The sequence below is a fragment of the Amycolatopsis jejuensis genome (assembly GCF_000717335.1).
GTDB classification, from domain to species: Bacteria; Actinomycetota; Actinomycetes; order Mycobacteriales; family Pseudonocardiaceae; genus Amycolatopsis; species Amycolatopsis jejuensis.
Genome location: NZ_JNYZ01000010.1, coordinates 53,970 through 79,850, shown reverse-complemented (window position 1 = coordinate 79,850; position 25,881 = coordinate 53,970). Strand labels below are relative to the sequence as shown.

General features: G+C 70.8%; 17 protein-coding genes. 15 read left to right on the top strand and 2 right to left on the bottom strand.

The features are described from left to right. Positions 1–58 precede the first annotated feature (58 nt). On the top strand, positions 59–1,585 hold the full coding sequence (locus OO71_RS13995) for a PucR family transcriptional regulator (RefSeq protein WP_033290197.1): 1,527 nt from the start codon (positions 59–61) through the stop codon (positions 1,583–1,585). Between the two features lie 61 nt (positions 1,586–1,646). Next, positions 1,647–3,080 carry a polyprenol phosphomannose-dependent alpha 1,6 mannosyltransferase MptB gene (gene mptB / locus OO71_RS13990; RefSeq protein ID WP_033290196.1) on the top strand — a complete coding sequence of 478 codons (1,434 nt, stop codon included), beginning with the start codon at positions 1,647–1,649 and terminating at the stop codon, positions 3,078–3,080. Here mptB and OO71_RS13985 read toward each other — a convergent pair. Both OO71_RS13985 and OO71_RS13980 read right to left on the bottom strand, forming a co-directional pair. Next, the gene (locus tag OO71_RS13985; RefSeq protein ID WP_033290195.1) at positions 3,051–4,130 is read right to left on the bottom strand and encodes a sensor histidine kinase; all 1,080 of its coding nucleotides are present in this window, start codon (positions 4,128–4,130) and stop codon (positions 3,051–3,053) included. The two genes, mptB and OO71_RS13985, sit on opposite strands and share 30 nt — an antisense overlap. Beyond that, entirely contained in the window at positions 4,127–4,777 is a 651-nt protein-coding gene (locus OO71_RS13980) for a response regulator (RefSeq protein WP_033290194.1), read from the bottom strand. Before OO71_RS13980 ends, OO71_RS13985 begins: the two co-directional genes overlap by 4 nt. Before the next feature lie 347 nt (positions 4,778–5,124). On the opposite strand from OO71_RS13980, the gene OO71_RS13975 reads away from it, so the two are divergent. Genes OO71_RS13975 through OO71_RS47345 form a run of 13 tightly spaced genes read left to right on the top strand, consistent with a single transcriptional unit; the run spans position 5,125 to position 25,878 of the window. Beyond that, positions 5,125–5,892, top strand: a complete 768-nt coding sequence (locus tag OO71_RS13975; RefSeq protein WP_033290193.1) for a thioesterase II family protein — start codon at positions 5,125–5,127, stop codon at positions 5,890–5,892. After that, positions 5,889–7,166, top strand: coding sequence for a salicylate synthase (locus OO71_RS13970; protein ID WP_033290192.1), 1,278 nt, complete (start codon positions 5,889–5,891; stop codon positions 7,164–7,166). The genes OO71_RS13975 and OO71_RS13970 overlap by 4 nt, the downstream gene beginning before the upstream one ends. Further along, positions 7,163–8,260 carry a Gfo/Idh/MocA family oxidoreductase gene (locus OO71_RS13965; protein WP_033290191.1) on the top strand — a complete coding sequence of 366 codons (1,098 nt, stop codon included), beginning with the start codon at positions 7,163–7,165 and terminating at the stop codon, positions 8,258–8,260. Before OO71_RS13970 ends, OO71_RS13965 begins: the two co-directional genes overlap by 4 nt. Then, positions 8,247–8,933 (top strand): VOC family protein, encoded by a 687-nt coding sequence (locus OO71_RS13960; RefSeq protein ID WP_033290190.1) that lies wholly within the window; start codon positions 8,247–8,249, stop codon positions 8,931–8,933. Before OO71_RS13965 ends, OO71_RS13960 begins: the two co-directional genes overlap by 14 nt. Positions 8,934–8,951: 18 nt before the next feature. After that, positions 8,952–10,493, top strand: a complete 1,542-nt coding sequence (locus tag OO71_RS13955; protein ID WP_033290189.1) for an ABC transporter substrate-binding protein — start codon at positions 8,952–8,954, stop codon at positions 10,491–10,493. Next, positions 10,490–11,425 (top strand): ABC transporter permease, encoded by a 936-nt coding sequence (locus OO71_RS13950; RefSeq protein WP_033290188.1) that lies wholly within the window; start codon positions 10,490–10,492, stop codon positions 11,423–11,425. The genes OO71_RS13955 and OO71_RS13950 overlap by 4 nt, the downstream gene beginning before the upstream one ends. Beyond that, positions 11,422–12,204: an ABC transporter permease gene (locus OO71_RS13945; RefSeq protein ID WP_033290385.1), complete on the top strand. Its 783-nt coding sequence runs from the start codon at positions 11,422–11,424 to the stop codon at positions 12,202–12,204. The genes OO71_RS13950 and OO71_RS13945 overlap by 4 nt, the downstream gene beginning before the upstream one ends. After that, on the top strand, positions 12,201–13,646 hold the full coding sequence (locus OO71_RS13940; RefSeq protein WP_051791532.1) for an ABC transporter ATP-binding protein: 1,446 nt from the start codon (positions 12,201–12,203) through the stop codon (positions 13,644–13,646). The genes OO71_RS13945 and OO71_RS13940 overlap by 4 nt, the downstream gene beginning before the upstream one ends. Next, a complete protein-coding gene (locus OO71_RS13935; protein ID WP_033290187.1) occupies positions 13,643–18,979 on the top strand; it encodes a non-ribosomal peptide synthetase in 5,337 nt (1,778 codons plus the stop codon). The genes OO71_RS13940 and OO71_RS13935 overlap by 4 nt, the downstream gene beginning before the upstream one ends. Continuing rightward, a complete protein-coding gene (locus tag OO71_RS13930; protein ID WP_211260520.1) occupies positions 18,976–20,769 on the top strand; it encodes an ABC transporter ATP-binding protein in 1,794 nt (597 codons plus the stop codon). The genes OO71_RS13935 and OO71_RS13930 overlap by 4 nt, the downstream gene beginning before the upstream one ends. After that, complete coding sequence (locus OO71_RS13925; protein WP_033290186.1) at positions 20,766–22,508, top strand: ABC transporter ATP-binding protein; 1,743 nt, start codon at positions 20,766–20,768, stop codon at positions 22,506–22,508. Before OO71_RS13930 ends, OO71_RS13925 begins: the two co-directional genes overlap by 4 nt. Next, positions 22,505–23,563 (top strand): saccharopine dehydrogenase NADP-binding domain-containing protein, encoded by a 1,059-nt coding sequence (locus OO71_RS13920; RefSeq protein WP_033290185.1) that lies wholly within the window; start codon positions 22,505–22,507, stop codon positions 23,561–23,563. The genes OO71_RS13925 and OO71_RS13920 overlap by 4 nt, the downstream gene beginning before the upstream one ends. Beyond that, positions 23,560–25,878 carry a class I SAM-dependent methyltransferase gene (locus tag OO71_RS47345; RefSeq protein WP_051791531.1) on the top strand — a complete coding sequence of 773 codons (2,319 nt, stop codon included), beginning with the start codon at positions 23,560–23,562 and terminating at the stop codon, positions 25,876–25,878. Before OO71_RS13920 ends, OO71_RS47345 begins: the two co-directional genes overlap by 4 nt. Positions 25,879–25,881: the final 3 nt, after the last annotated feature.

Here is a 25,881-nt window from a genome sequence, read left to right as displayed (position 1 = left end):
CCGCCGGACTCCTTCCTAACCTGGGATTTCTCCCCTGGTGGAAGGCGAGGTACCCCCAATGACGGTGGTGGACAACCGGCCCGTGGCTGCCGAGGTCTCGCCGATCCCGCTGCGGCAGCTGATCGCGGCGCGGCGCGGGTGGCTGATGGTGCCGGCTCCGGCGGCGGGGCTCGACCGGCCGCTCGCCGGGGTCGCGACCTGGGACCCGGACCGGCCGCTCGCGACGCACCAGCTCGTGCTCGTGCCGGAACCCCGGGACTTCGCCGACGCACTCGCCGCGGCCCGGGCCGCGGATGCCGCGGCGGTGGTCGTCCGTGAGCTGCCGGGGGAGTTCGACGCGGCGACCGCCGGGGTGCCCGTGCTGGCGGTGGCCGAATCGGTGAGCTGGGGAGAACTCGCCGCGCTGGCGCGGTCGTTGCGGTCGGCGGCCGGGTTCGGGGTCCGCGACCCGGCACCGACGGCCGGGGGACTGTTCGACCTCGCCGAAAGCGCGGCGCTGGCACTGGACGGCAGCGTGCTCCTGACCGACGCCGGGTCGCGCGTGCTCGCTTTCGCCTGCGGGAGAACGGTCGACGCCTTCACCACCGAGACGATCCTCGCCCGGCGCGCGCCCGCGGCGTTGCGGGAACACTTGACACCGACGCGGCGGACGGCCGGGTGGATCGACGTCGCCGGAAGTCGTTTGGTGACCCGGATTCTGGTCGGCAACCAGGTCGTCGGGCACGTCGTGTTGTCGCCGGGGGCGGACACGCCGCCGTCTGCGCCGCGGGTGCTGGAGGACGTCGCGACCGCCGCCGCCGCGTGGTTCCTGGGTGAACCCGCTGCCCGCGACGAGGAGGACGCCGTACGAGCGGAGCTGCTCCGCGGCCTGCTTTCCGGCGCGGGCTCCGCCGAAGCGTTGACCGAACGCCTGGGCCCGGCTCCGGGTGGCTGGGTCATGATCGGCCTTGGCGCACACGAATCGCCCGGGTTGACACCGGAAATCGAAGGCGTACTAGCCCGTTGCGTACGAATGCTGAACCGCAGCGCCGCGACGGCTGTGGTGAATTCCGTCGCGTACGTCCTGATGCCGTTCTCCCCGGGCGACACCCTGGCTGACCGTCTACGCCACCGTGTCGCGACGGCCGTCAGCGCGCCTCTGGTGGCCTGCGTTAGCCGCCCGCTACCGACCGGAGGTGTCGTCCGCAGCGAAGGACGACTGCTACGGCAGGCCATCGAGGTCCTATCGAGCCGCCCGACCCCAGCGACGGCCGACCTCGCCGGCCTGCACGCTCACCTGGTGATCGCCGAACTGGCCTCGGTGGCGGAGCATCACCCAGGCCTGTTGAACGGCGCGTTGGACGTCCTGCGCCACGACGCGTCCCCGCGCAGCGTCGAGTACCTGGACACGCTGCTGAAGTGGTTCGACGCGGGCTGTGACGTCACCCGCGCGGCCGCGGCGCTGCGGGTACACCGAAACACGTTCCGCTACCGGTTGCAGCGGATCGAGCAGCTGTGCGAGGTCAATCTGGACGACGCGGTCGAGCGGTTCACCCTGGAACTGCAGGTGCGGCTCCTGGCGCTGGGCGGCGGCTGGGGTCCGTGACTGTCCACAATGTACTGACCCGCGCCCGGCTCCCCGGCGGATCGGCAGATACGATCACGGAATGAGCAGTCCGACGCTTGCCCCCTCGTGGTCCGTGCGGGCGTTCGGGTTCGCGTCGCCCGCGGGCGCGCGCTGGACCGGGTTCGGGGGCGTTCTGCTGCTGGTCGCGGCGGTGTTCGCGGGGAACGCGGGGATGTCCGGCGTGCTGCCGTACGCCGGAGGGATTGCCGGGGTCGGACTGGTCGTGCTCGGGTGGGTGCTGGTCGGAATGGCCGAGACCACCGTTGCCTGGCTCCGGTGGACCCTCGTTCTCTGGTGCGGTCCGCTTCTCGTCGTCCCGCCGCTGTTCAGCGGGGACGTCTTCAGCTACCTCGCCCAAGGCGCCGTCGCCGCGCGGGGGTTCGACGTCAACGTCGTCGGGCCGGTGCAGGCGCTCGGACCGGCGTCGGACATCGTCGGGCGGGTCAGCGGTTACTGGCGGGAAACGCCGTCGCCGTACGGGCCGCTGTTCGGCACCGTCGAGCGGGTGATTGCGCAGGTTTCGGGCGGCAACCCGGTGGCCGGCGTGGCGTTGCACCGGCTCGTCGAGGTGCTGGGTCTCGCGCTGATCGTGTGGGCGGTGCCGCGGCTGGCGACCGGCTCGCCACGGGTCGCGCTCTGGCTCGGGGTGCTGAACCCGCTGGTCCTCTGGCATGTCGTGGCCGGAGTGCACAACGACGCCCTCATGCTCGGCCTGATGATCGCGGGCACAGCCATCGCGCTCGGCGCGGTCCGCGACCGGATCCGCTGGTGGCCTCTCGCCGGTGGGGTGCTGCTCATCGCGCTCGGTGCGGAGGTGAAGCTGCCTGCGCTGGTCGCGCTGGCGGCGGTCGGCACGGCGCTCGCCCGCCGCCGCGTCACCGGGTTCCTGCTCGCCGGTGCGGCGATGGTCGCGACCTTCGCCGTGGTCTCCGTGGCGATTTCGCTGCTGACCGGGCACGGGTTCAGCTGGGTGTCCGCGCTGGGTACGTCCGGGCAGGTCAACAGCTGGATGGCGCCCACGAACTGGTTCGGTTTCCTCACCGGCGGCATCGGCTCGCTGTTCGGCTTGAACGTCACGCAGACGATGATCGGGGTCGGCAAGATCATCGGGTACGTCCTCACGGTGGTGGGCATTGCAGTGGTACTGCACCGGCAATGGACCGGGCGGATCGACGCGGTCCGCTCGCTGGGCCTGATGCTCGCGGTGGTCGTCGTGTTCGGTCCGGCAGTGCAGCCGTGGTACCTGCTGTGGGCGGCAATTCCGCTCGCCGCGTCGCTTCCGGCCGGTCGCGCGCGGGCCGCGTTGATCACGCTGGTCGCGGTGTTCTCCGTCGTTCTTCCCCCGGTCGGCGGGAATTTCAGCGGCCGGGTGGGGCTGCTGGTCCTCGCGTACGTGATCGGGCTGGCCGTGGTCGTGCTGACGTATTTCGGGCTGCGGAAGGCGTCACCGATCGAGTGGCAGCGACAGCCGTAGCCGGAAACCGCCGTCGGGCAGTTTCCCGGATTCCACGGAACCGCCCAGCAGCGCTGCGCGTTCCTGCAACCCGGCGAGTCCGTGCCGGTCGCTCGGCAAGGCCAGCGTCGGCCGGGTCGGCGGGGTGTTGGTGACTGTGACGGTCAGCTCCGATTCGTCGCCGCCGAATTCGATCGTCGCGCATCCGCCGGGGGCGTGCTTGCGGACATTGGTCAATCCTTCTTGCACCGTACGGTAAATCGTGCGCTGAACGGCGTTGTCGAGCCCGTCCGGTACTTCGCCGGTGAGCCGTGCCTCAATGCCGCTCCCGGACACCAGACGTTCCAAATCGGACAGCGTCGGCTGGGGAGTCAGTTCCGTCGCTTGGGTTCCCGACGCCCGCAGCAGATTCACCATATGCCGCAATTCGTCCAAAGTGTCCACCGAAAGGCGGCGGACCTTCTCCGCTGCATTTTTCACTGTCACGTCATTCGTGCTGACCCCAAGCGCACCCGCTTGTACCGCGATCAGGCTGACCTGGTGCGAAACGACGTCGTGCATTTCGCGGGCCAGCTGGTTGCGTTCCTTGGCCAGCAAAGCTTGCGCACCCAGTATTTCCTCATGTTCGCGCGCCTGCCGCACTTCTTCCAGTCGCAGCGCGAGTTCCTTTCGCGTGCGTACCAGGCGGCCGAGGAAAAGGGGCGCGGCTGCGGCCATGACCGCGTAGATGATCACCATGAGTGTATCGAGCCGCAGGAAGGTGAAATTCAGCCCGGGGAAGGCGTAACCGATCGCGGTGAGCACGCCGCAACCGGTGAGGACGTAACGGTTGGCGATGCGTTCCCCGACCGAATAGAGCGCAATGAGGGTCGGGATGGTGATGCCATTGATCACCAAAGCGGGCAAGGTCAGCGCGAACGCCGGAATGGGCCATTTCCGGCGTCCGGCGAGAGCGGCGAGCGAAATGACCGCGACGATCCAAGAGTAGTTCTCGGAGCGGTTCATGAATGCGTCGGAAGCCGCGACCGTGATGAGTCCGGCGTCGATGAGCCACGGCGGAACCTGTTTCACGACGGGCTTTCGAGCAGCCCGGCGCGCTGCGCGACCAGCGCCGCCTGTACCCGGTTGCCGACGTCCAGTTTGGTCAGCAGCGCACTCACGTGATCCTTCACCGTGCCGACGCCGAGATGCAGCCGGGCGGCGATTTCCGCATTCGACAGCCCTTCGGCAATCAGCACGAGCACCGCTCGTTCCCGTTCGGACAGATGCGCGACCTGGCTCGCGGCCGACGATCCGGCACCCGATTCGAGGTAACCGTCGACGACCGTGCGCGTGACCTTCGCCGACAGCACCACCCCGCCGACGGCGAGCGTCCGCACCAGCTGGGCGAGCTGGTCGGGCGCGGTGTCCTTGAGGATGAACCCGGCCGCGCCCGAACGCAGGGCGACCGCGATGTACTCGTCGGAGTCGAAGGTGGTGAGCATCGCGATTGCGGGCGGATCCTTCCGGCGGCGCAGTTCGCGCAGCACGGTGAGCCCGTCCACATCGGGCATCCGGATGTCCAGCAGCACGACGTCCGGCCGGTGCAGGCCGATTTCCTTGACCGCGTCCGCGCCGGTCGCCGTCGCCACCACCTCGATGTCGCCTGCCGCTTCCAGGATGAGCCGGAACCCCGACCGCACCAGCTCCTCGTCGTCGACGACGACCACCCGCACCATTGCCTGCAACCCTCCCGGAGTGCTGTCCGCGTCCAGTGTCGTCGCAGCCGTACCTGGCCCGCCACCCGTGGCCCGGCGCGCCCCGCCCCGCCGACCGGCCGGGCGGCACCAGCCACCCGGCGGCGATGTCCGGCGATGTCCGGCGATGTCCGGCCGGGGTTGGCCGCACCCGGGTTTCCCGATCGTGCATCCCGGCCGGTCCGGACGGACCTCGTCGCCGTTGCCACGCGCTTAATTAGGCTAGCCTAGCCTTACTTCACAACTGGGGTGCTGAGTTTGGTGAGGGTGACGCCACACTCACTAAACGACATTGACAATCATTATCACTAACCGATTGGATGTCCCGTATGGGTGATGACAGACCAGCGCTGACCGTGCGTGACGCATGGCTGCGCCGCCGTCGGTCCCCGGCGGAGTGCGGGACCCGGCTCGTGTGCCTGCCGCACGCCGGGGGGACCGCGAGCTTCTACCTGAATTGGGCGGCGGACCTGGACGCGGACTCGGACGTGCTCGCGGTCCAGTACCCGGGCCGGGAAGACCGGCTGGCCGAGCAAGGCCCGGACGACATACCGGAGCTGGCCCGGCTGATCGCCGATGCGGTGGCCGGAATCGCGCAGGTGCCGCTCGTGCTCTTCGGGCACAGTCTCGGGGCGCTGGTCGCCTACGAGGTGGCGCGGGAACTCGAGCAGCGGCACCACGTCCGGGTCGCCCATCTGGTGGTGTCGGGGCGGGCGGCGCCGTCGGAACCGGTCACCGGCGACGTGCATCTGCGCGACGACGCCGGGCTGGTGTCCGAGCTGGACCGGCTCGGCGGCGTCGGCACCGAGGTACTGCGCAGCCCGGCGGCGCGGGAGGTGTTCCTGCCCGCGATCCGGGCCGACTTCCGGCTTGCCGAGACCCATCGGCCCACTGCGGGGGCGTCGCTGCAGTGCCCGGTGACCGCCGTCTTCGGCACCGAGGACACCGAGGTGGACCTCCGGCAGGCGCGGAAATGGGCGGCGCACACCACCGGCCCGTTCGCCGTGCATTCGTTTCCCGGTGGGCATTTCTACCTGCTCGAACATCGGAAAGCGGTGCAGGGGCTGATCGCGATGCCGCAGGGGGTGGCCGGATGAGACGCGTGCTTTCGTTTGCCGGGGACGCGGTGGCGACCGCGGCCGCTCTCTGCTCCACCTCGCAGGAACCGCACCTCCTCTACGAAAACGGCGGAGTGGTCACCTGGGCCGAGGGAGAACGTGCGACCGTCGAAGCGCGCCCCGGCTGTGTCCGGTTGCGCGAGGGCGGGCAGGAGGAAGACTTCCCGGCGGCGCAGGGGCCGCTGCCTGCAGTGGGAGCGGCGTTGCGCCGGGCCGGGTGCCGGGCGTACGGCTGGGTCGCGGCCGAGCTGTTCGAACCGGTCGCGGACGACGTCGTCGCCCGGTTCTTCCTGCCCCGCAGGGAAATCATCTTCACCCGGGGCGAAGCCGTCCTGATCGCCGGAAGCGAGCCGGAACTGGACGAGCTGGCCAGGCGCGTGACCGCGGCGGCGCGATCCGGGGTCGAACCTGCCGGGCGGATTCCGGTGGCCGACCACGGCGCCGAGGACTACCTGGAGGCGGTCGCCGCTGCGGTGCAAGCCATCCGCGCGGGTGAGCTGGACAAGGTCATCCTGTCGCGGGCCGTGCCGGTCTTGGCTGCCCTCGACCTGCCTGCCACCTACCTGGCCGGTCGCCGCGCGAACCAGCCCGCGCGCTCGTTCCTGTTGCGGCTGGGCGGTTGGGAGGTGGCCGGGTTCAGTCCCGAGATCGTCGCGCGGATCGACGCCGCGCGGAAGGTGACGACGCAACCGCTCGCCGGTACCCGGGCGCTCACCGGCGACCGGCACACCGACGCGGCCGGGCGGGCGGAGCTGTACCGCGACGCGAAGGAGGTCTTCGAGCACGCGGTGTCGGTGCGGCTCGCGGCTGCGGAACTGGCCGGGTTCTGCGTTCCGGGGACGGTCCGGGTCGGCGAGTTCATGACGGTCAAGGAACGCGGGAGCGTGCAGCACCTGGCGTCCGAGCTGACCGGGGAACTCCGTCCGGGCAAGGACGCTTGGGACGCACTGGCCGGGCTGTTTCCGGCGGTGACGGCATCCGGGATTCCGAAGAGTGAAGCGTGTGCGTTGCTGCGCCGCCTGGAGGACGGCCCGCGGGGGCTGTACAGCGGCGCCGTGGTCGCGGTGGACCCCGACGGCTCGCTGGATGCCGCGCTGGTGCTGCGCAGCGTGTTCCGCCGGAACGGGCGGACGTGGTTGCGGGCGGGCGCCGGGATCGTGGCCGGGTCCCGTCCCGAGCGCGAACTGGAGGAGACGCGGGAAAAGCTGGCCAGCGTCAGCAGGTACCTGGTACCGGCGGCGGTGGGGTCGTGAGTCGTCCGTTGCGGGTCGTCGTCGCCGGTACCGCCTTCGGCCGGATCTACCTCGATGCCGTCCGTTCGGCTCCGGAGTCCTTTGTGCTCACCGGGATTCTCGCGAAGGGCAGCGACTTCTCCCGCGCACTGGCGGCGCGGTACGACGTGCCCCTGCACACCGATCCTGCCGAGGTGACCGAGGCGGACGTGGTGTGCGTGGTCGTGCGGTCCGGCGCCACCGGCGGGCCTGGGAGCGACCTCGCAGGGGCGTTTCTCCGGCGCGGAATCCATGTCCTCCAAGAACATCCCGTACACGCCGAGGAGATCGCCGCGAATCTCCGGACCGCCCGCGAAGCCGATGCGGCCTACTCCGTGCACACGCTCTACCCGGATTTGGCTCCGGTACGGCGATTCCTCGTCGCGGCACGGGCGCTGCGCCCGGTGGGCGGGCTGGCGTTCCTGGACGCGGCGTGCAACAGCCAGGTCGCGTACCCGCTGCTCGACGTGCTGGGCCGGGCCGCCGGAACCCTGCGCCCGTGGGCGTTCGGCGCCCCGCAGCCGGTGGACGAGACCGTCGCCGGGGCCTGCGCCGGGGAGCAGCCGTTCCGGACGCTGCACGCGGCGATCGGTGGCGTGCCGGTGACCCTGCGGGTGCAGAACCAGGTACACCCCGAGGATCCGGACAACCATTCGCATCTGCTGCACCGGATTTCCGCCGGTTCCGACGCCGGGGTGGTGACACTGGCCGACACGCACGGACCGGTGCTCTGGCATCCCCGTCTGCACTCGCCCCGCGACCACACCGGTCGCCTCGTGCTGGCCGGGCCGGGAACCGAACGGCTCGGGGTGCCCAGTACCTCGGCGCTGGGCCCGGAACCGGGGACCTACCACGAGGTGTTCTCCCGGCTGTGGCCCGGCGCGGTACGGGCTGCGCTGCGCCGGTTCGCCGGTGACATCCGGGAACCGCGCCGGAGAGTCCACAGTGGCCAGTGGGCGTTGTCGGTGTCGCGTGCTTGGGCGGATCTTACTGCGGTGCTCGGCATTCCCGAGTTGATCCGGCCTGCCGAGCCGCCGGTGTTGTCGTTGGGGAGGCTTGCCGATGAGCCGGTGTAGTCATGTCCTGGTACGGGTGACCGACCTGCCCAGCGCCGTCGCCGACTTCCGGTCCGCGGGTTTCGACGTGCATTTCGCGACCCGGGAAGACACTGCGCTGCATGCCCACGTGTGGTTCCCCGATGGCCCGATCATCGAACTCCTCACCACCCCGCGTGCGGCCCGCGTCCTGAGGGTCGGCCTCGACCTGGCTTTCGGCCGGGGTGCGGGCCGCCGGATGGTGGGATGGGCCGCGCGTGGCGAGGGGTTCTGCGACGTGGCCGTCCTGGTCGACGACCGGCGGCTGGATGCGTTGCGGGCCGACCTCGCGGCGGCCGGGGTGGCCACCGGGCGGGCCGTGCGCTGGACCCGGACCCGGCCGGACGGGCGTCGGACGCGCTTCCGGTTCAGCTACCCCCGCATCGCGCGGCTGCCGTTCCTCGTCACCCCCTATGACCCGCCTCAGCATCCGCCCGCGGTTGCGCATCGCAACGGTGCCACCGGGGTGCGCACAGTCGTGCTCGGTGTGCAGCCGTCCGACGAAGCGGCCGTGACCCGGTTGCTCGGCGGTGCCGAGGGGTTCCGGCTCGAACCTGCCGAACACACCGGGGTACTGGCGGTGGAGTTCGAGGGGTTGCGAGCCCGGCCCGATCCCGCCTTGACCCACGGCGCCGTGCTGGTCCCCGCCGCCTGACCGAGACTGGAGAAAACCATGTCCCATCCCCGTCGCGAGTTCTTCCGGCTCGCCGGGATGACCGGTGCCGCGACCCTGCTGGCCGCCTGCGGTACCGGCGGTGCCGTCGCGCCGACGTCGGCTTCGAACACCCGGCTGCCGCGCCGCGGTGGGGTGCTGCGGGTCGCCTTCACCGGCGGCGGCGCTGCGGAAAGCCTTGACCCGTATGCCGGTGGCGCGCCGATCGACTTCGTCCGCAATGACATCGTGTACGACTCGCTGTTCGTGCAGAAGGACGGCGCGGCCGTGCCGTCGCTGGCCACATCACTGGACAACGCAGCGGACGGCCGGTCGTTCCTGTTGCATCTGCGCGAAGGCGTGCGCTGGCACGACGGGACCCCGTTCACCGCGCGGGATGTGGCGTACAGCTTCACGTATATGAGTTCGCCCGGACGACCACACCCGAGTGAGCTGTCCACGTACTTCGACTTCACGAAGGTCGAAATCGTCGACACCAAGACAGTGCGGGTTCCGGCGCGCACGGCGGTCGGCGATCCGGCGCTGCTCCTTGCCGCCTTCCCGGCGAAAATGGTCAAAGAGGGAGCCACGTCGTTCACCGCGGACAAGGCGGTGGGCACCGGGCCGTTCCGCGTGCGCGCGTTCGAGGCGGGACGGGAAAGCAGGTTGACCCGCTTTCCCGAGTACTGGGGCGAGGCCGCGCCTGCCGACGAGATGGTGCTGCTCAGCCTTGCCGACGCGCAGGCGCAGGTGAATGCCGTCACCACCGGCCTGGCCGACTACACCGGGGACATCCCGTTCACCACGGCCAAAGCCGGTCGTCCCGCGTCCGGGCTGGAGGTCCGTACCGCAGGACCGGCGAACCGCACGGGTTTCGCCTTCGTGCTCAACGCGCGCAAACCGCCGTTCGCCGATGCCCGGCTGCGACGGGCAGTGCGGCTGGGCATCGACCGCCAGGCGCTGGTGAACACCGTGTTCCTCGGGTACGGCGTGCCCGGTAACGACCTTTTCGGCGCCGGCAGTCGCTATTTCGACAACCGGCCGCCCTTGGCGCGCGACGTCGACCAGGCCCGCCGGCTGGTGCGGGAAGCGGGCGCGGAGGGGGTGAAGGTGATCGCCCGGTCCGCGGAGTACCAGACCGGGTACAACGCGTCGACCCAGCTGTTCGCGGAGCAGATGAAGGAACTCGGCCTCGACGTGCAGCCACAGCTGGTCGGTCTGGCGGAGTTCTTCGAACCGGCCGCACTTGCCGCGGCGGACTCGGTGACCTTCTCGATCGGCACGTACCCGCTGGCAGTGGCTTACGGGCGGCTGTCCGGGATCCCGTCGCTCGTGCTGCCCGACGCCGACTTCTCCGCGGCGCTCGCGCAGGCGATGGCCGCGACCGGCGAAGCCGACCGGGTCCGGACCTGGCAGCAGGTGCAGAACCTGATGGCGGACAAGGGGAACACCGTCGTATGGGGTGAGGCGGACATCCTCTCGCTGTCGCGGGCGGAGGTGACCGGGATCGAAGTGCACGACCAGGCGCAGTACCCGTACCTCGGCAAGGCCGGTCTCGCATGAGCCGAGCCGGCGCACTGGTCGTCCGGCGGCTGGTGCTGGGTGTCGTAGTGCTGGCGCTGTTGTCGTTCCTGGTCTACGTCGGGGTCGACCTGCTGCCGGGGGACCCGGCGACGGCGCGCCTCGGCCCGTCCGCGACCCCCGAGCGGATCGCGCAGGCCCGGCAGTACCTCGGGCTCGACCGGCCGGTGCTCGGGCGTTACGCCGAATGGGCGGCCGGGGTGCTGCGCGGTGATTTCGGAACGTCGGCGACCGGGCGGCGGGTCGGCGAAATGCTGTCCGATCGCGTCGGGAACTCGGTGCTGCTGACCGGTCTGGCGGTGGTGCTGCTGATGCCGCTGTCGCTCCTGCTCGGGGTGGTGGCGGCGAACCGCCGGATGGTGTCCGCTGGTGCGCTGCTGCTGGTGTCGGTACCGGAGTTCGTCGTCGCCGCAGGGCTGGTGGTGCTGTTCGCCGTCGTGTTGCCGATCTTCCCGGCCATCTCGTTCGTACCGCCGGGGACGAGTCCGCTCGACCGGCCGTCCGCGCTGGTGCTGCCGGTGCTGAGCCTGCTGCTTTCCGGGCTGGCTTACGCGATCCGGGTGATCCGCGGCACCGCGGTGGCGGCGTTGCGCTCGGCGCCGGTGGAATTCCTGCGGTTGAGCGGAATTCCGTCGCGCACCGTGTTGCGGCATGTGGTGGTACCTGCGGTTGCGCCGGTGGCGGTGCAGGTGTGGGCGGTCACCGCGGCCGGTCTGCTCGGCGGGACGGTGCTCGTCGAGCGGGTGTTCGGTTACCCGGGTCTCGGGGAGCTGCTCGTTTCGTCGGTGCTGAGCGCTGACCTGCCGGTGGTGCAGGCGCTGGTGCTGATTCTCGGTGCGGTCACGGTGTTCGCGCTGGTGGTGGCCGATCTGGCGGCGGTGCTGCTGACTCCGCGGATGAGGTGGTCGCGATGACCCGGATCGGGTGGGCGCTGTTCGTGGTGGTGCTCGTCGTGGTGCTGGCCGGTCCGGCATTGGCGCCGTATTCCGCCACGGCTCCGGTGGGACCCCCGTTTGCCGCGCCGGGTACCGATACCTGGCTCGGCACCGACCAGCTCGGCCGTGACGTCGTGTCCCGGATGCTGGCCGGGGGCAGGTCACTGCTGCTGACCAGCGCCGGTGCGGCGGTGCTCGGCACGGTGGCCGGTGCGGCCGCGGGGCTGTTCACCGCGCTGGCGGCAACGCGGTGGGCGGAAACGCTGGTGATGCGCCCGCTCGACGTACTCGCCTCGGTGCCGCCGATCCTGGTGCTGCTGCTGATCCTCACCGCGCTGCCGGACCGTACCGGGCTGGTACTCGCGGTGGTGATGTCCGGCCTCCCGCTGTCCGCTCGCGTCGCGCGCGCCGCCGGGGACCAGGTGGCCGGGCGGGCGCACGTGGAGGCCGCCGTGCTGCGCGGGGAGGGCTGGATGTGGTTGCTGGGACGGGAAGTACTGCCGTTGGTGGCGGCGACCTTGCTGGCCGACCTGGGAGTGCGTTTCGTATCCGCGGTCTACCTCGTGGCGGCAGCGGGATTCCTGGGCTTGAGCACCTCCGATTCGGACTGGGGACTGCTGATCGCAGAGGCGTTGCCGGGCGTAGCACTGCAGCCGTGGGCGCTGCTCGGCCCGATGCTCGGGGTCGCTTTGCTTGCCGTGTCGGCGAATCTGCTGGCCGACGGCGCCGGTGCGCGGGCCAGGGGGGTGCTCGCGTGAGCCTGGTGGACATCCAGGGGTTGCGGCTCAGCGCGGCCGGTACGCGGCTTCTCGACGGAATCGACCTGCAGATCGCAGCGGGCGAGGCGGTGGGGCTCGCAGGCCGTTCCGGTTCGGGCAAAACGACCACCGCGCTTGCCGTTCTCGGACACCTGCGTCCTGGGGTGCGTTACGAGTCCGGCGTGGTCCGGGTCGACGGGCGCGACATGCTTCCGGAACCCGCGCCCGGGGTCCGCGGCGGGATCGTCGGCTACGTCGGCCAGGACCCGGGTGCGGTGCTCAACCCGTACGCCAGGGTCGGGTCGATCCTGCGGGTTGCCGGGGGACGCAGTGCCGGGCCGTTGCTGGAACGCGTGGGGCTCCCGGCTTCGTTCGCTCGCCGCTATCCGCACCAGCTGTCCGGCGGGCAGCAGCAGCGCGTCGTGCTCGCTGCGGCGATGGCTCGTTCGCCGAGGCTGCTGGTGCTGGACGAACCCACGTCGGCGCTCGACCCGGTGGCTACCCGGGAAGTCGCGGCCGAGCTGGCGCGGCTGCGCAGCGAGGGCGTTGCGCTGCTGTGGATCAGTCACGACGTCGAGTCCGGCGTGGACCGGGTCGTCACTGTCGACTCCGGCCGGATTGTCGAGAGCAGCGCGCCGGTCCGCCCGCTCCGGCGCCGGGCAACGCAGCCGAGTACCCAGCCGGTGGTGCTGTCGGCCCGTGCGCTCTCTGCTCGGCACGGCAAGCGAGAGGTGCTCTCCGGCGTGGACCTGCAGGTGCGGGCCGGGGAATGCCTTGCCGTGCTCGGCGTGTCCGGCGCGGGCAAGAGCACGCTCGCCCGGCGGCTCGTCGGCCTGCATCCGGACGGTGGCGGGGAAATCCTCCTGGACGGCACCGCGTTGGCGGCCGACGTCCGGCGCCGTACGCCGCAGCAGCGGGCCGCGCTCGGCCTGGTCGCGCAGAACCCGGCCGAAGCACTACACCCGCGACAGGACGTGCGGACCGCGCTCGACCGTCCGCTGAGGATGCGCGACCCGGTGTCCCGGACCAGCGAGATTGCCAGGCTGCTCGACGCGGTACACCTTCCTGCCTCGTGTGTGGGGCGGCTGCCCGGTGAACTGTCCGGCGGGCAGCGGCAGCGCGTCGCGGTGGCGAGGGCGCTGGCTGCGCAGCCGGAGGTGCTGATCTGCGACGAGGCGACGGCCGCGCTGGACGAGGAGACCCAGGCCGGGATTCTCGATCTGCTCGCGGAACTGCAGACCGCGCTCGGCCTGGCCGTCGTGCTCGTCACGCACGATCCGCGGGTCGCGGCCACCACGGCGGATCACCTGCTCGTGCTCGCCGAGGGCCGCGTCGCCGCGTGTGGCCGGGCCGAAGACCTGCTGCCGGACAACGAAGAACCCAGCGAATCCGTCCTGCGCCTGCTCGGTGCAGCGGACCGACGAGGAGTGCTCCGACCATGACCGCACACCAGCTCATCAGCGAACTCCAGGACCTGGGGGTGCAGCTCTGGGCCCAGGAAGGACGGCTTCGCTTCCGGGCGCCGAAGGGCGTGCTCACCGGCACCCGCCGGGAGGCGCTCGCCGAGCACCGGGACGAGATCCTCGGCCTGCTCGACGCGGAGGAACCGGTCGTCGTCCCGGACCCGGCGGCGCGGCACGAGCCGTTCCCGCTCACCGATGTGCAGACGGCGTACCTGCTCGGGCGCCGCGCTTCCTTCGGCTACGGCGGCGTCGCCTGTCACGGCTACCTGGAAGTGCACTACCCGGTTCTCGATCCCGAGGCAGCTGAGACGGCGTGGAACGTCCTCGTCGCGCGGCACGACATGCTCCGCGCGGTCCTCGAGGAGGACGGGTACCAGCGGATTCTGCCCGAGGTGCCGCCGTTGCGGATCACGGTGCACGACCTGCGGACTGCCGCCGACCCGGCCGCCGAGATCGATCGGATTCGCGAGGAACTCGGCCATCGCGTCTACGACACCACGCGCTGGCCGTTGTTCGAACCGCGGATCGTGCGCACCGCCGAGGGCGACCGTATGCACATCTCGCTCGATTCGCTCATCGCGGACTGGGGGAGCGCGGCGATCCTGCTGGACGAGTTCGACACCCTCGTCGCAGGCGGCGAGCTGCCGCCGCTCGACCTCACCTTCCGGGACTACCTGCTGGCCGAGCGGCGGTACCGCGACACCGCGCGGTACCAGCGGGATCGCGAGTACTGGCGAGCCCGGATCGACCAGCTGCCCGCCGCACCCGAACTGCCGTCGGCACCGCATCCGGAGGACGACGGCCCGGTCCGGTTCCGGCGGCATCGCTTCCGGCTGGCTGCCGAGGAGTGGTCCCGGCTGCGGGAACGCGCTGCCGCACACGGCGTCACCGCGGGCAATGTGGTGCTCGCCGCCTACGCCTCGGTGCTGGACCGATGGAGCCGTGGCGGCCGGTTCAGCCTGAATGTCACGTTGCTGAACCGGTTGCCGCTGCACCCGGCCGTCGACCGGATCGTCGGCGACTTCACCTCGGTCAGCGTTCTCGCCGTGGAACCGTTGGCGGGCAAGAGTTTCCTGGATCGCGTACGCGGGCTGGGTGCGCAGTTGTTCGCGGACCTCGAGCATCGGCTGTATTCCGGCGTTGAGGTGCTGCGTGAGGTGGCGCGGGCTCGTGGTCGCGAGCAGGCTTTGCTGCCGGTGGTTTTCACGAGCGCGCTCGGACTCGGTCCCGGCGACGCACCGGCGAGCGGACGGCGGCTCGGTGCGGGTATCACCCAGACCCCGCAGGTGTTCCTGGACTGCCAGGTGAACGACGGTGCGCAAGGACTGGTCGTGGACTGGGACGAACGGCAGGGCATCTTCCCGGACGGTCTCGTGGCGGACATGTTCGACGCGTTCTCCGCCGTGCTGAGCGCCCTCGCCGACGAGGAGCAGGCGTGGTTCGCCGAGGAGCCGGTGGCATTGCCGTCCTGGCAGGTCGCCGAGCGGGACAAGGTGAACGACACCGCCGGACCGCTGCGGGATGCCTTGCTGCACCAGGGTTTCTTCGAACAAGCCGCACGTACTCCGGACGCGGTGGCAGTGATCTCGGCGGCCGGTGAACTCAGTTACGGTGACCTGGCTCGGCGCGCCGGTGCGGTGGCGGCCACACTGCCGGCCGGTCCCGAGCCGGTCGCGGTGGTGATGGACAAAGGCCCCGACCAGCTCGCCGCCGCGCTGGGGGTCTTGCTGGCCGGGCGCGCGTATCTCCCGCTGGACACCACACAGCCACGCCTGCGCCGGGACAAGGTCATCGCCGGGGCCGGGGTGCGGCACGTGCTGACCCGAGTCGATCGGTTGACTCCGGAGGCCGACATTCCGCCCGTCGTCCCGGGCGACCCGGACGCGCCTGCTTACGTCATCTACACCTCCGGGTCCACCGGGGCACCGAAGGGAGTGGTGATCAGCCACCGGGCGGCGCTGAACACCATCGACGACATCTCCGAGCGGTTCTCGGTCGGCCCGCACGACCGGGTACTCGGCTTGGCGCAGCTGGGTTTCGACCTGTCGGTGTACGACGTGTTCGGCGTGCTGGCCGCGGGCGGCGCGGTGGTGCTGCCGGATCCGGCGCGAGGAGCCGACCCGTCGCATTGGGCGGACCTCGTCGCCCGGCACGGCGTCACGCTGTGGAATTCCGTGCCCGCGCAGCTGCAGATGCTCACCGGGTACCTGGAGTCCGACCCGATGGCGCTGCCGTCGCTGCGGCTGGCGCTGCTGTCCGGGGACTGGATTCCGGTACCGCTGCCCGGGAAAGCGAAGGAGCTGGTACCCGGGTTGGAAACGGTGTCGCTCGGCGGTGCGACCGAGGCGTCGATCTGGTCCATTGTGCACCCGATCGACGACGTGGACCCGACGTTGCCCAGTATTCCGTACGGCGTTCCGTTGCGGAACCAGGGTTTCCGTGTGCTCGACGAGTCCTTTCGCGACTGTCCGGTGTGGACAGTGGGTGAGCTGTGCATCACCGGGTCCGGGCTCGCGCTCGGCTACCTCGGCGATGCGGAGCTGACCGCGGCGAAGTTCGTCACCCATCCCCGCGACGGCACGCGGCTCTACCGCACCGGCGACCTCGGCCGCTACCTGCCGGGTGGTGAGATCGAGTTCCTCGGCCGCGAGGACGGTCAGGTCAAGATCCGCGGGCACCGGGTCGAGCTCGGCGAAATCGAGACAGTCCTGCAAACACATTCCGCGGTGGGCGCAGCCGCGGTCGTGGTCGGGGAAGAGGGCGGCTTGCTCGGGTTCGCCGTCCCGGCGCACGGGACTGCCGAACCGGTTGACATGCAACGGCTGCGGGAGACGGTGAGCCGTCATGCGCAGCGACAGATCGGCGAATCCGATCCCACGCTCGTGCGGAAGTACATCGAGGAACTGCATCACGCGTCGCGGCTTTCGATGCTGCACGCACTCGCTGGTCGGGGCGCGTTTTCCGGGGCGGAATCGGCGGACGACGTGCTGTCCGCGGCCAGGGTGGCCGGGCGGCATCGATGGCTGGTCCGCCAGTGGCTGGAGTCTCTTGTGGACGGATACCAGGCGGTGCCGAGTGCTGACGAGGTGCGCGAAGCATGGGAGCGAGTGGAAGCCCGCAGCCGGGAAGGGTTGTGTACCAAGGAGTTTGTCGCCTACCATCGGGCACACGCTGACCGGCTGGACGCCCTGCTGGACGACGAGCAGAACCCGTTCGAACTGCTCTTCCCCGAGGGACAGGCCGGACCGGCGCATGCGGTGTACCGCGACGATCCGGCCGCGCGGTACCTCAACGCGGGAGCGGCCGCAGTCCTGCTCCGGATTGCCGCCGCCCACGACAGTGGCCGTCCGTTGCGGGTGCTCGAAGCAGGAGCGGGAACCGGCGCCACCACCGCCTCGGTGCTGCCGCTGCTCGCCGGGCACGACGTGGACTACCACTTCACCGACGTCACCGCGTTCCACCTTTCCGCTGCCCGCACGGAATTCAGCGGCGAAGGAGTCCGGTTCGGACTGTTCGATGTGGACGGTGAACTCCGGGAGCAGGGGTTCGCGCCGAACTCGGTGGAGGTGGTGCTGGCCGCGGGGGTGCTGAGCAGTACCGTGGATCCGGCGGCCGCGCTGACCACGATCACCGACCTGCTCGCCCCGGGCGGCTGGCTCGTGTTCACCGAACCCACCGGCAGCCACCCCAACATCATGCTCACCCAAGGGTTCATGATGCGTCCGGGCGACGACGACCACGGCCCCAGCCCGCTGCTTTCCCGCACGCGGTGGCGGGAACTGCTCGCCGACGTGGGTGCCGAGGAAGTGCTGTGCCTGCCCGGCGACGAGCACGCCCTTGCTGCGCACGGCATGCACCTTTTCGCTGCCCGGGTCAAAACCGATCGAACGCCGGTGCATCCCGTCGACCTGGAAGATTTCCTCGCCGAACGGTTGCCCGCACACATGGTTCCGGGGTGCCTGCAGGTCGTCGACGCGCTGCCGGTGACGGCCAACGGCAAGGTCGACCGGCGGGTGCTCGCCGGATGGCGTCCGGCGCAGCTTGCCGCCGAACCCGAGGCGCCGACCGGTGGCGGCCTGGAGCAGCGGCTGACCGCGCACTGGGCCGACGCACTGGGAACGAACCGCATCGGCCGCACCGAAAGCTTCTACGACCACGGTGCCGATTCGCTGATCATGGCAAGGATGGCCGGGCGGCTCCGCGAGGAGGTCCCGGAGGCGGCGGGCTTCGCTTACGACACGTTGTTGCGGCAGATGCTGAACGAGCCGACGGTCGCGGCGCTCGCGCGGATGCTGGCGGCGGACCCGGCGCCGGAGCCGTCCGCCGCACGCCGGGCCGGACAGGGGAATGCGCTGCTGGTGCCCTTCGGCGGGGACGGTGACGGCCCGATGCGTGTGCTGTTCCACGCCGCGCTCGGTACGATGGACTACTTCCAGGAACTCGGGAAAAGCCTTGCCGTACAGGATCTCGGCCCGGTGACCGGACTGGCGGTCAGGGACGCGGAAGCCTACTGCGCGCAGTCTCCCGGCGGCCTGCTCTCCACGGTCGCCGACGACTACGCCCGCAGCCTCGCCGCCGAAGGCCATTCCCGGTTCCAGCTCGTCGGGTACTGCCTCGGCGGCCTGCTCGCGGTCGAGGTGGCGAGACGGCTGGCCGAACGCGGTCTCGACGTGGTCGACCTGACCCTGGTGGACAGCATTCCGATGTTCCTGGAGACCGACGAGGAACTGGCTTTCGAAGCGATTTTCGTGCCGAACCTCGACCTGGACCCGGTGTCGGCGGTGTTCGGCGAGGACGTCGACGCGGCCGACGTGTACCGCGCGGTCGAACTGCTGATGGCCGAGTACGGCGGCCGGGTACCGGCTGGAGCGCTGGCCGAACTCGGCGGTGATCCAGGTCTGGCGGCAGTGGCGGCCGCGGCCCGGCGGCGAGCTGAAATCCAGCAGGAGGAACGGCTGGCCGGGTATGCCCGCGCCGCGGCCGAGCAGTCCGGGCTCCCGGTCGATGCCGAACTCGTCCCTGCGCTCTACCGCGTGTGCCGCCACAGCATGATCGCCGCGCGCTTCGATCCCGAGCCCTACGCCGGTGACCTGACCTTCCTGCGCGCGGCCGAGCAGCAGTCGTTCGGCATCACCGGCGGCGTCGGGCATCTGGCCGCGCCGTTCTGGGAACGCACCTGCCTCGGCCGGTTCACCGTGCACGACGTTCCCGGCAACCACTTCAGCGTCATCCAGCCACCGCACCTCGCCGCGGTGGCCGAGCACCTGGCCGCGCCACTGCGCCGCGCGGCCGGATCGGAGGCACGACCGTGACCCTCACCGAGCAAGAAGCTCCCGACACCGCAACGGGTCCTGCACCGGCTCCGGCAGTACGTGGGGTGCCGCCGCTGAAAGCGTTACGCCGTCCGGTTGCCTGGCTCACCCGGACCGGCGTACTTCTCGGCGCGATCGGGGCGTTGACCACGCTGGTGCCGTTCGTCGGCATCGCGGAGCTCGGCAGGGCACTGCTCGCGCCGGGACCGCTGGACAGCGATCGGGTAGTGCTGACCGCGGCGGTCGTGGCGGTGGCGCTGGTGGCCGGCTGGAGCTGCAACGGCACGGCGCTCTGGCTCACCCATGTTGCCGACGACCGGTTGCAGGCCCGGTTGCGCCGGTTGCTGGTCGCGAAGCTCGGCCGGATCGAGCTCGGCTGGTACACCGACACGAACTCCGGCGCCGTACGCAAGGCCGCGCTGGACGACATCGACGATCTGCACCACCTGGTGGCACACCACGACGTGGAGCTGGCCGGGGCGATCGTGCTGCCCGCGGGCGGACTTGCCTACCTGCTGTGGGTCGATTGGCGGCTGGCGCTGCTCGCGGTGGCCACGCTGCCGGTCTACCTCGTCGCGTACGGGTTCATGATGCGGGGCTTCACCGGGAAGATGCGGGAAATGGACCGCGGGTTCGCCAAGGTCAGCTCGGCGATCGCGGAGTTCGTGCACGGCATCGCGGTGGTGAAGGTGTTCGGCCAGGCCGATCGCGCGCACGACGGGTACCGGCGCGCCGTCGGCGGGTTCGCCGAACGCTACGCGGGCTGGATCCGCCCGGTGCTGAAGCTGGAAGCGCTGACGTCGATGGCGCTGTCCGTGCCGGTGATCGCACTGGCCGGGCTGGCCGGTGGCACCTGGTTCGTCGCGCAGGGCTGGGTCGCGCCGGTGGACGTACTGGCGGAGGTGCTCGTCGCGGTGGTCATCCCGTCGACCTTGCTCGTCCTCAACCAGGGGCTCACCGCGCAGCGGAAGGCGGTCGCCGCCGCCGAGCGGATCACCGCGCTGCTGGAAACCCCGGCGCTGCCGGTGCCGGAGAAGCCGCGGGAACCGCACGGCGGCGAGGTGGTGTTCGACGGCGTTTCGTTTGCCTACGAACCGGGTGCGGAAGTGGTGCGGGGCATCGATTTGGTCTGCCGTCCCGGCACGGTGACCGCGCTGGTGGGCAGCTCGGGGGCGGGCAAGTCGACGCTCGCGAAGCTGCTGCTCCGGTTCCACGACGTGACCGCGGGCGCGGTGCGGGTCGGCGGGGTCGATGTCCGGGAGGTGCTGCCGGAGCGGCTGTACCGGCAGGCCGGGTTCGTCCTGCAGGACGTGCAGCTGCTGCACGGGACCGTCGCGGACAACCTGCGGCTGGGCCGTCCGGGCGCGACGCACGAGGAACTGGTCGCCGCCGCCACTGCCGCCCGGATTCACGACCGGATCCTGCGGCTGCCCCGTGGTTACGACTCCGTCGTGGGGGCGGACGCCCGGTTGTCCGGCGGCGAGGCGCAACGGGTTTCGATCGCCCGTGCGCTGCTGGCCGACACTCCGGTCCTGGTGCTCGACGAGGCGACGGCTTACGCCGATCCGGAGTCGGAGGCCCAGATCCAGGACGCGCTCACGGCAGTGGCCCGCGACCGCACGGTACTGGTGATCGCGCACCGGCTGTCCACGATCACCGGCGCCGACCGGATCGTCGTGCTGCACGAGGGACGGATCGCCGGACAAGGCACGCACGCCGAACTGCTGGCCCGAGGCGGCCGGTACGCGGCCATGTGGGCGGCACACGAGGGAACGGAGGGGGACCGATGATCAAGCACCTGGCCCGCATTCTCGGCCCGGAGCACCGCGGTGCGCTGCGGGCGTATCTGGCCTGGCTGGCCGGTTACGCGGTGCTCGAAGGCGTGGCGATGGCACTGGTGGTACCGGTGCTGCGGACGGTGCTGTCCGGCGACCCGGCCGGGGCCGCGCCGTGGCTCGGCGTGCTCGCCGGCGCCGTGCTGCTGACCTGCATTGCGCGGTACCAGCAGGCCATGAAGGGTTTCGCGCTGGCACTGGTGACCCTGGGTTCACTGCACGGACGGCTCGGCGACCACGTGGCCAAGCTTCCGCTCGGCTGGTTCACGTCGGAGAAGGTCGGGCGGCTCTCGCGCAGTGCGACCGGCGGAACGTTCATGGTCACCAACGTTTTCGCGCATCTGCTCACCCCGGTCGCGAGCGGAGTGCTCACGCCCGCGACCGTCGGCGTCGCAATGCTCTTCTACGACTGGCGGCTCGGCCTCGTCGTCGTGGCGGTCGCGCCGCTGATCTACCTGATGCACCGCTGGTCGTCGTCGTGGGTGGGCCGCGCGGAAGAGCAACGCGACGCGGCAGGTGTGCTCGCGGGTAACCGGGTGGTCGAATTCGCCCGTACCCAGCAGACCCTGCGGGCGTTCGGCCGCGGCGCAGGCGGGTACCGTCCGCTCGACGAGGCGATCGAACAGCAGAAGGTGGCGGGCGGCCGGATGCTGGCCCAGACCATGCCGCGGTTGCTGGCCAACGGGCTGGCCGTGCAGCTGAGTTTCGCCGCGCTGGTTGCGGTAGGTGTGCTGCTGGTGCTGCGGTCGGCGATCGAGCCGGTGGCGCTGGTCGCGTTGCTCGCACTGGCTGCGCGGTTCGTCGGACCGCTCACCGAGGCAGCCGGGTACAGCGGGATGCTGCGCATGGCAGGCAACGATCTCGCGCGCCTTTCCGCGCTCTTCGACGAGAAACCACTGCCGGAGGCGACTGGCTCGGCCGCGGTGCCGCGTCCGGGTGAGATCGAGCTCGCCGGGGTCCGCTTCGGTTACGAGAGCGCGACCCCGGTGCTGCGGGACGTCAGCCTGCGTGTGCCACCGCGGACGATGACCGCGATCGTCGGGCCGTCGGGGTCCGGGAAGACGACCATCACCCGGCTGGTGATGCGGTTCTTCGACGTGGACGCCGGGGTGGTCCGGGTCGGCGGGGCGGACGTCCGCGATCTGTCCACTGTGGACCTGATGGCGCAGATTTCCCTGGTGATGCAGGACGTGTACCTCTTCGACGACACCCTGGAGGCGAACATCCTCCTCGGCCGGCCCGACGCTTCCACAGAGGAGGTACGGGAAGCCGCGGCTCTGGCTGGGGTGACGGAAATCGTGGCGCGCCTGCCACAGGGCTGGAAAACCCGGGTCGGCGAAGGCGGAACCGCGCTGTCCGGTGGCGAGCGGCAGCGGGTCTCGGTGGCGCGGGCAGTGCTGAAACGCGCCCCGATCGTGCTGCTGGACGAGGCGACGGCCGCGCTCGACCCGGAGAACGAACGGTATGTGCAGAACGCGCTGCGCAGTCTGATGCAGACCTCGACGTTGCTCGTGATCGCGCACCAGTTGCCCACGGTCGTGGCCGCGGACCAGATCGTGGTCCTCGACGAGGGTGGCATCGCCGAACGGGGTACGCACGAGGAACTGCTCGCGGCGGGCGGCCGGTACGCCGGTTTCTGGGCCGAGCGGAGGCGTGGCCGGGGCTGGCGGTTGGTGCCGGAGGTGGGCCGGTGATCGGGGTTGTCGGCGGGTACGGGGATGTGGGTACCCCGGCGTGTCGTCGGTTGGTGGCGGCCGGATTGCCGGTGCGGGTGGGCGGTCGTGACCCGGTAGCCGCAGAAGCATTGGCGGCCACACTCGGCGCGGACTACCGCAGGGTCGACTTCCGTGACGAGTCCACTGTGGACCATTTCGCCAGTGGCTGCCGGGTGGTGTTGAACTGTGCCGGGCCCGCCCACGCCGTCGGGGACCGGATTGCCAGGGCGGCAGCTCGGGCCGGTGCCGACTACGTGGACGTGGCAGGCGACGATCCGCTGTACCGCAGGCTGGACGCCGCTCCGGGACAGCGGGTGGTGTTGTCGGCCGGGCTGCGACCTGGGCTGACCGGCCTGTTCCCCCGCGTGCTGGCCGAATCCGGGGTCGACGTCCGTACCCTCACCGTCTCCTTCGGGCTGCGTGACCGCTTCACCCCGACCGCCGCGGCGGACTACCTCCAGGCCACCGGCATCCGTCCGCTCGCGGCGTGGCGGGGTGGGCCGCGGGAGGGCGCGCTCACTCGCACGACGGCGACCGATCTGCCCTTCTTTCCCGGCGAGGTCACCGTCACCCCGTTGCTCAGCACGGAGGACGAACGGCTCGCGCGGGCCCTCGGGCTCGTCCGTGGTGAGTGGTACTCGGTGGCTGGCGGCGATCACGTTCGCGCTGCGTTCGACCGGGTGCACGCAGTTGGTTCCAGCGAAGCAGTCGACCTGCTCTGCCGCGCCAGCCGCCTGGATCTCGCCGGGCGGAAGCCGCTGGTCACGGTCGTCGCGCAGGTCGAAGGGCACTGCGGACGGGTACCGGTGCGGGACACCAGTGTGCTCACCGGGCCAGGGAACGCCGAGGTGACCGGTGCGGTCGCGGCCTGTGCGGTGCTGGCCGTGGTGCAGGGCCGGATTCCCGCCGGAGTGCACTACGCCGCCGAAATCCTCGAGCCGGGCTGGGCCTTGGAGTGGCTGGTGAGCGTCGGCGCGGTCCGCGTGCGCCGGGTCGGGCCGGTGACCGAGATGGTCGAGGAAGGAGCACTGTGATCGACGCCCTGCACCGGCTCCGTCTCCTGTGCCTCGGCGCGATGGCCGACGTGGTGCTTCCCGGCACGGCCACCGAGGCGTTGCGAGTCGCCCCACGGCACCGGTGGTTGCTGGAACGCTGGCTGGAGGTCCTCGCTGACGCCGGGGTGTCCACCCCGAACGGAAAACCTGATCTCGCGGAACTCCCTGGGCTGTATGCAAGTCTCGGCTTTCCGCCGGAGATGGCGCCGCTGCACCGAAGCGCGCTCGAACGCCTTCCCGAGCTGCTTCGGGACGAGGTACGGATCCAAGACGTCCTGTTCTCCGGCACCGACGTGCTCACTGCGCTGGCGGCCTACCAGACCAACGTGATCACCGACCGGCTGAACGCGACCGTCGCGGACCTGGTCCGCGCCGCCGCTCCGGCCCGGGTGGTGGAGATCGGCGGCGGTACCGGACGCCTGACCGCCGCGGTGCTGCCAGAGCTCGCCGGCGCGGACTACTGCTTCACCGACGTGTCGCGGCTGTTCACCCGAGCCGCGGAACGGTTCGGGGTGCGGACCGGCCTCCTCGACCTGAACCGCCCGTTCCCGGAACAGGGGTTCCCGCCCGGCTCGGCCGACGTCGTGCTGGCCGGACATGCGCTGCACAACGCCGTCCACATCGGACAGTCACTGGGCCGGATCCGCGACCTGCTCGCGCCCGGCGGGGAGCTGGTGTTCACCGAATCCGTCGCCGAGGACCCGGCCGTGCTCACCGGTATGCAGTTCCTGCTTTCGCCGGAGCCGGGTAAGCCGGTTCCGCGGGAGGGAAGGTTCTTCCTCGACGAAACCGCCTGGCGTACCGAGCTTTCGGCAGCCGGGTTCATCGTGGAGCCGGGGGACGCCATCGGCGGGCAGCAGGTGTTCCGCGCCAAACTACGCGACGCGATCGGGACCACTGCAGTCTTCGTCGCCGATCCAGACGGCGAAACAATGGCCCGAGCAGCGCGGGAAAGAGGGCAGATCGTCGTCCGCGGTAACCCCGATGCCCACCCGGCGAAAGTGCTGGCCCAGCTGGAGAAAGAAGCTGTCACCACCGCGGTGCTTTCGCCGTCTCTCGCGCGCACGATTCCCTTCACCCCGGCCGCTGCCCTCACCGACCTGAGCGCGCTCACCAAGGTCGTCTGCCAAGGGCCGCTCACCGAAACGGAACGGGCAGCGTGGCGCGACCTCGGCCAGGAACCGGTAGTGCTCGAACAGGACCGGGATCTCGTCGCCGACGCAACCCGTGCGGCAGAAACCGAAATTGCCGCGCTCGACGCGGAACTGGCGGCGACCGTCGCCGTCGGTCGCGTGGCACTGCTGTCGATGCTGAACGCATTCCACCGCGTCGGATGCTTCGCCAAGCCCGGCGACCGGCACCCCTTCGCAGAGATCGTCGCTGCGACACAGCCACTCGCCAGGTATCGGCCGCTGCTGGACCGGTGGCTGGTCACTCTCTGCCGGGAGGGCTTGCTGCACGAGGACGCAGGCGCGTTGCGGGTCACCGTGGCACCGGAGGAATACCGCGCGCTCGAAGCGCGATGGGACGAGGTCCGGCGAGCCTGGTCGAAAGCCTTCGGCACCACCGGCACGGTGGATTACGCGCAATCCTGCGCCACCCGGCTGCCGGAGCTGCTTCGCGGTACCTGCGATCCGGTGTCGCTGCTGTTTCCGCAAGGTCGCCCGGACGCGGCGCGCGCGGTCTACCGCGAAGGACTCACGGCCCGCTACCAACACCGCGCGGTAGCCGCGATGATCGCCGGACTGGCCGACGCGCCGCTGCGGGTCTTGGAGGCCGGTGCCGGAACCGGGGCGACCACCGAAGCCGTGCTCGCCGCACTCGCCGGACGCCCGGTGACCTACGTCTTCACCGACGTCTCGCGGTACTTCCTCGACCAAGCGCGGGCGGAGTTCGGGACCCGGCTGGAGTACGGCCTGCTCGACTTCGACGCCGAGCCGGAGGGCCAGGGCTACCGGCCGGGCTCGTTCGACGTGGTGGTGGCAGGCGGAGCACTCAATGCGGCAACGGACACCGCGGCGTCGGTCGCACGGCTGGTGCGGCTGCTGGCCCCGGGCGGCTGGCTGCTGCTCACCGAGCCGACTGCCGAGGAGCACTGGGTGCTCATCTCGCAGGCGTTTCTGCTCACCGGCCCGCACGACGCGCGCGCGGAAGCCGGAGCGACCTTCCTGACCTTGCCGCAGTGGAACGCCGTGCTGGACGGCGCCGGGGTCGTCCGCCGCCTGGAGCTGCCGCCGCCGGGACATCCGCTGGAAACCCTCGGGCACCGCGTCTTCGGCGCGCAATTGCCCTGACGA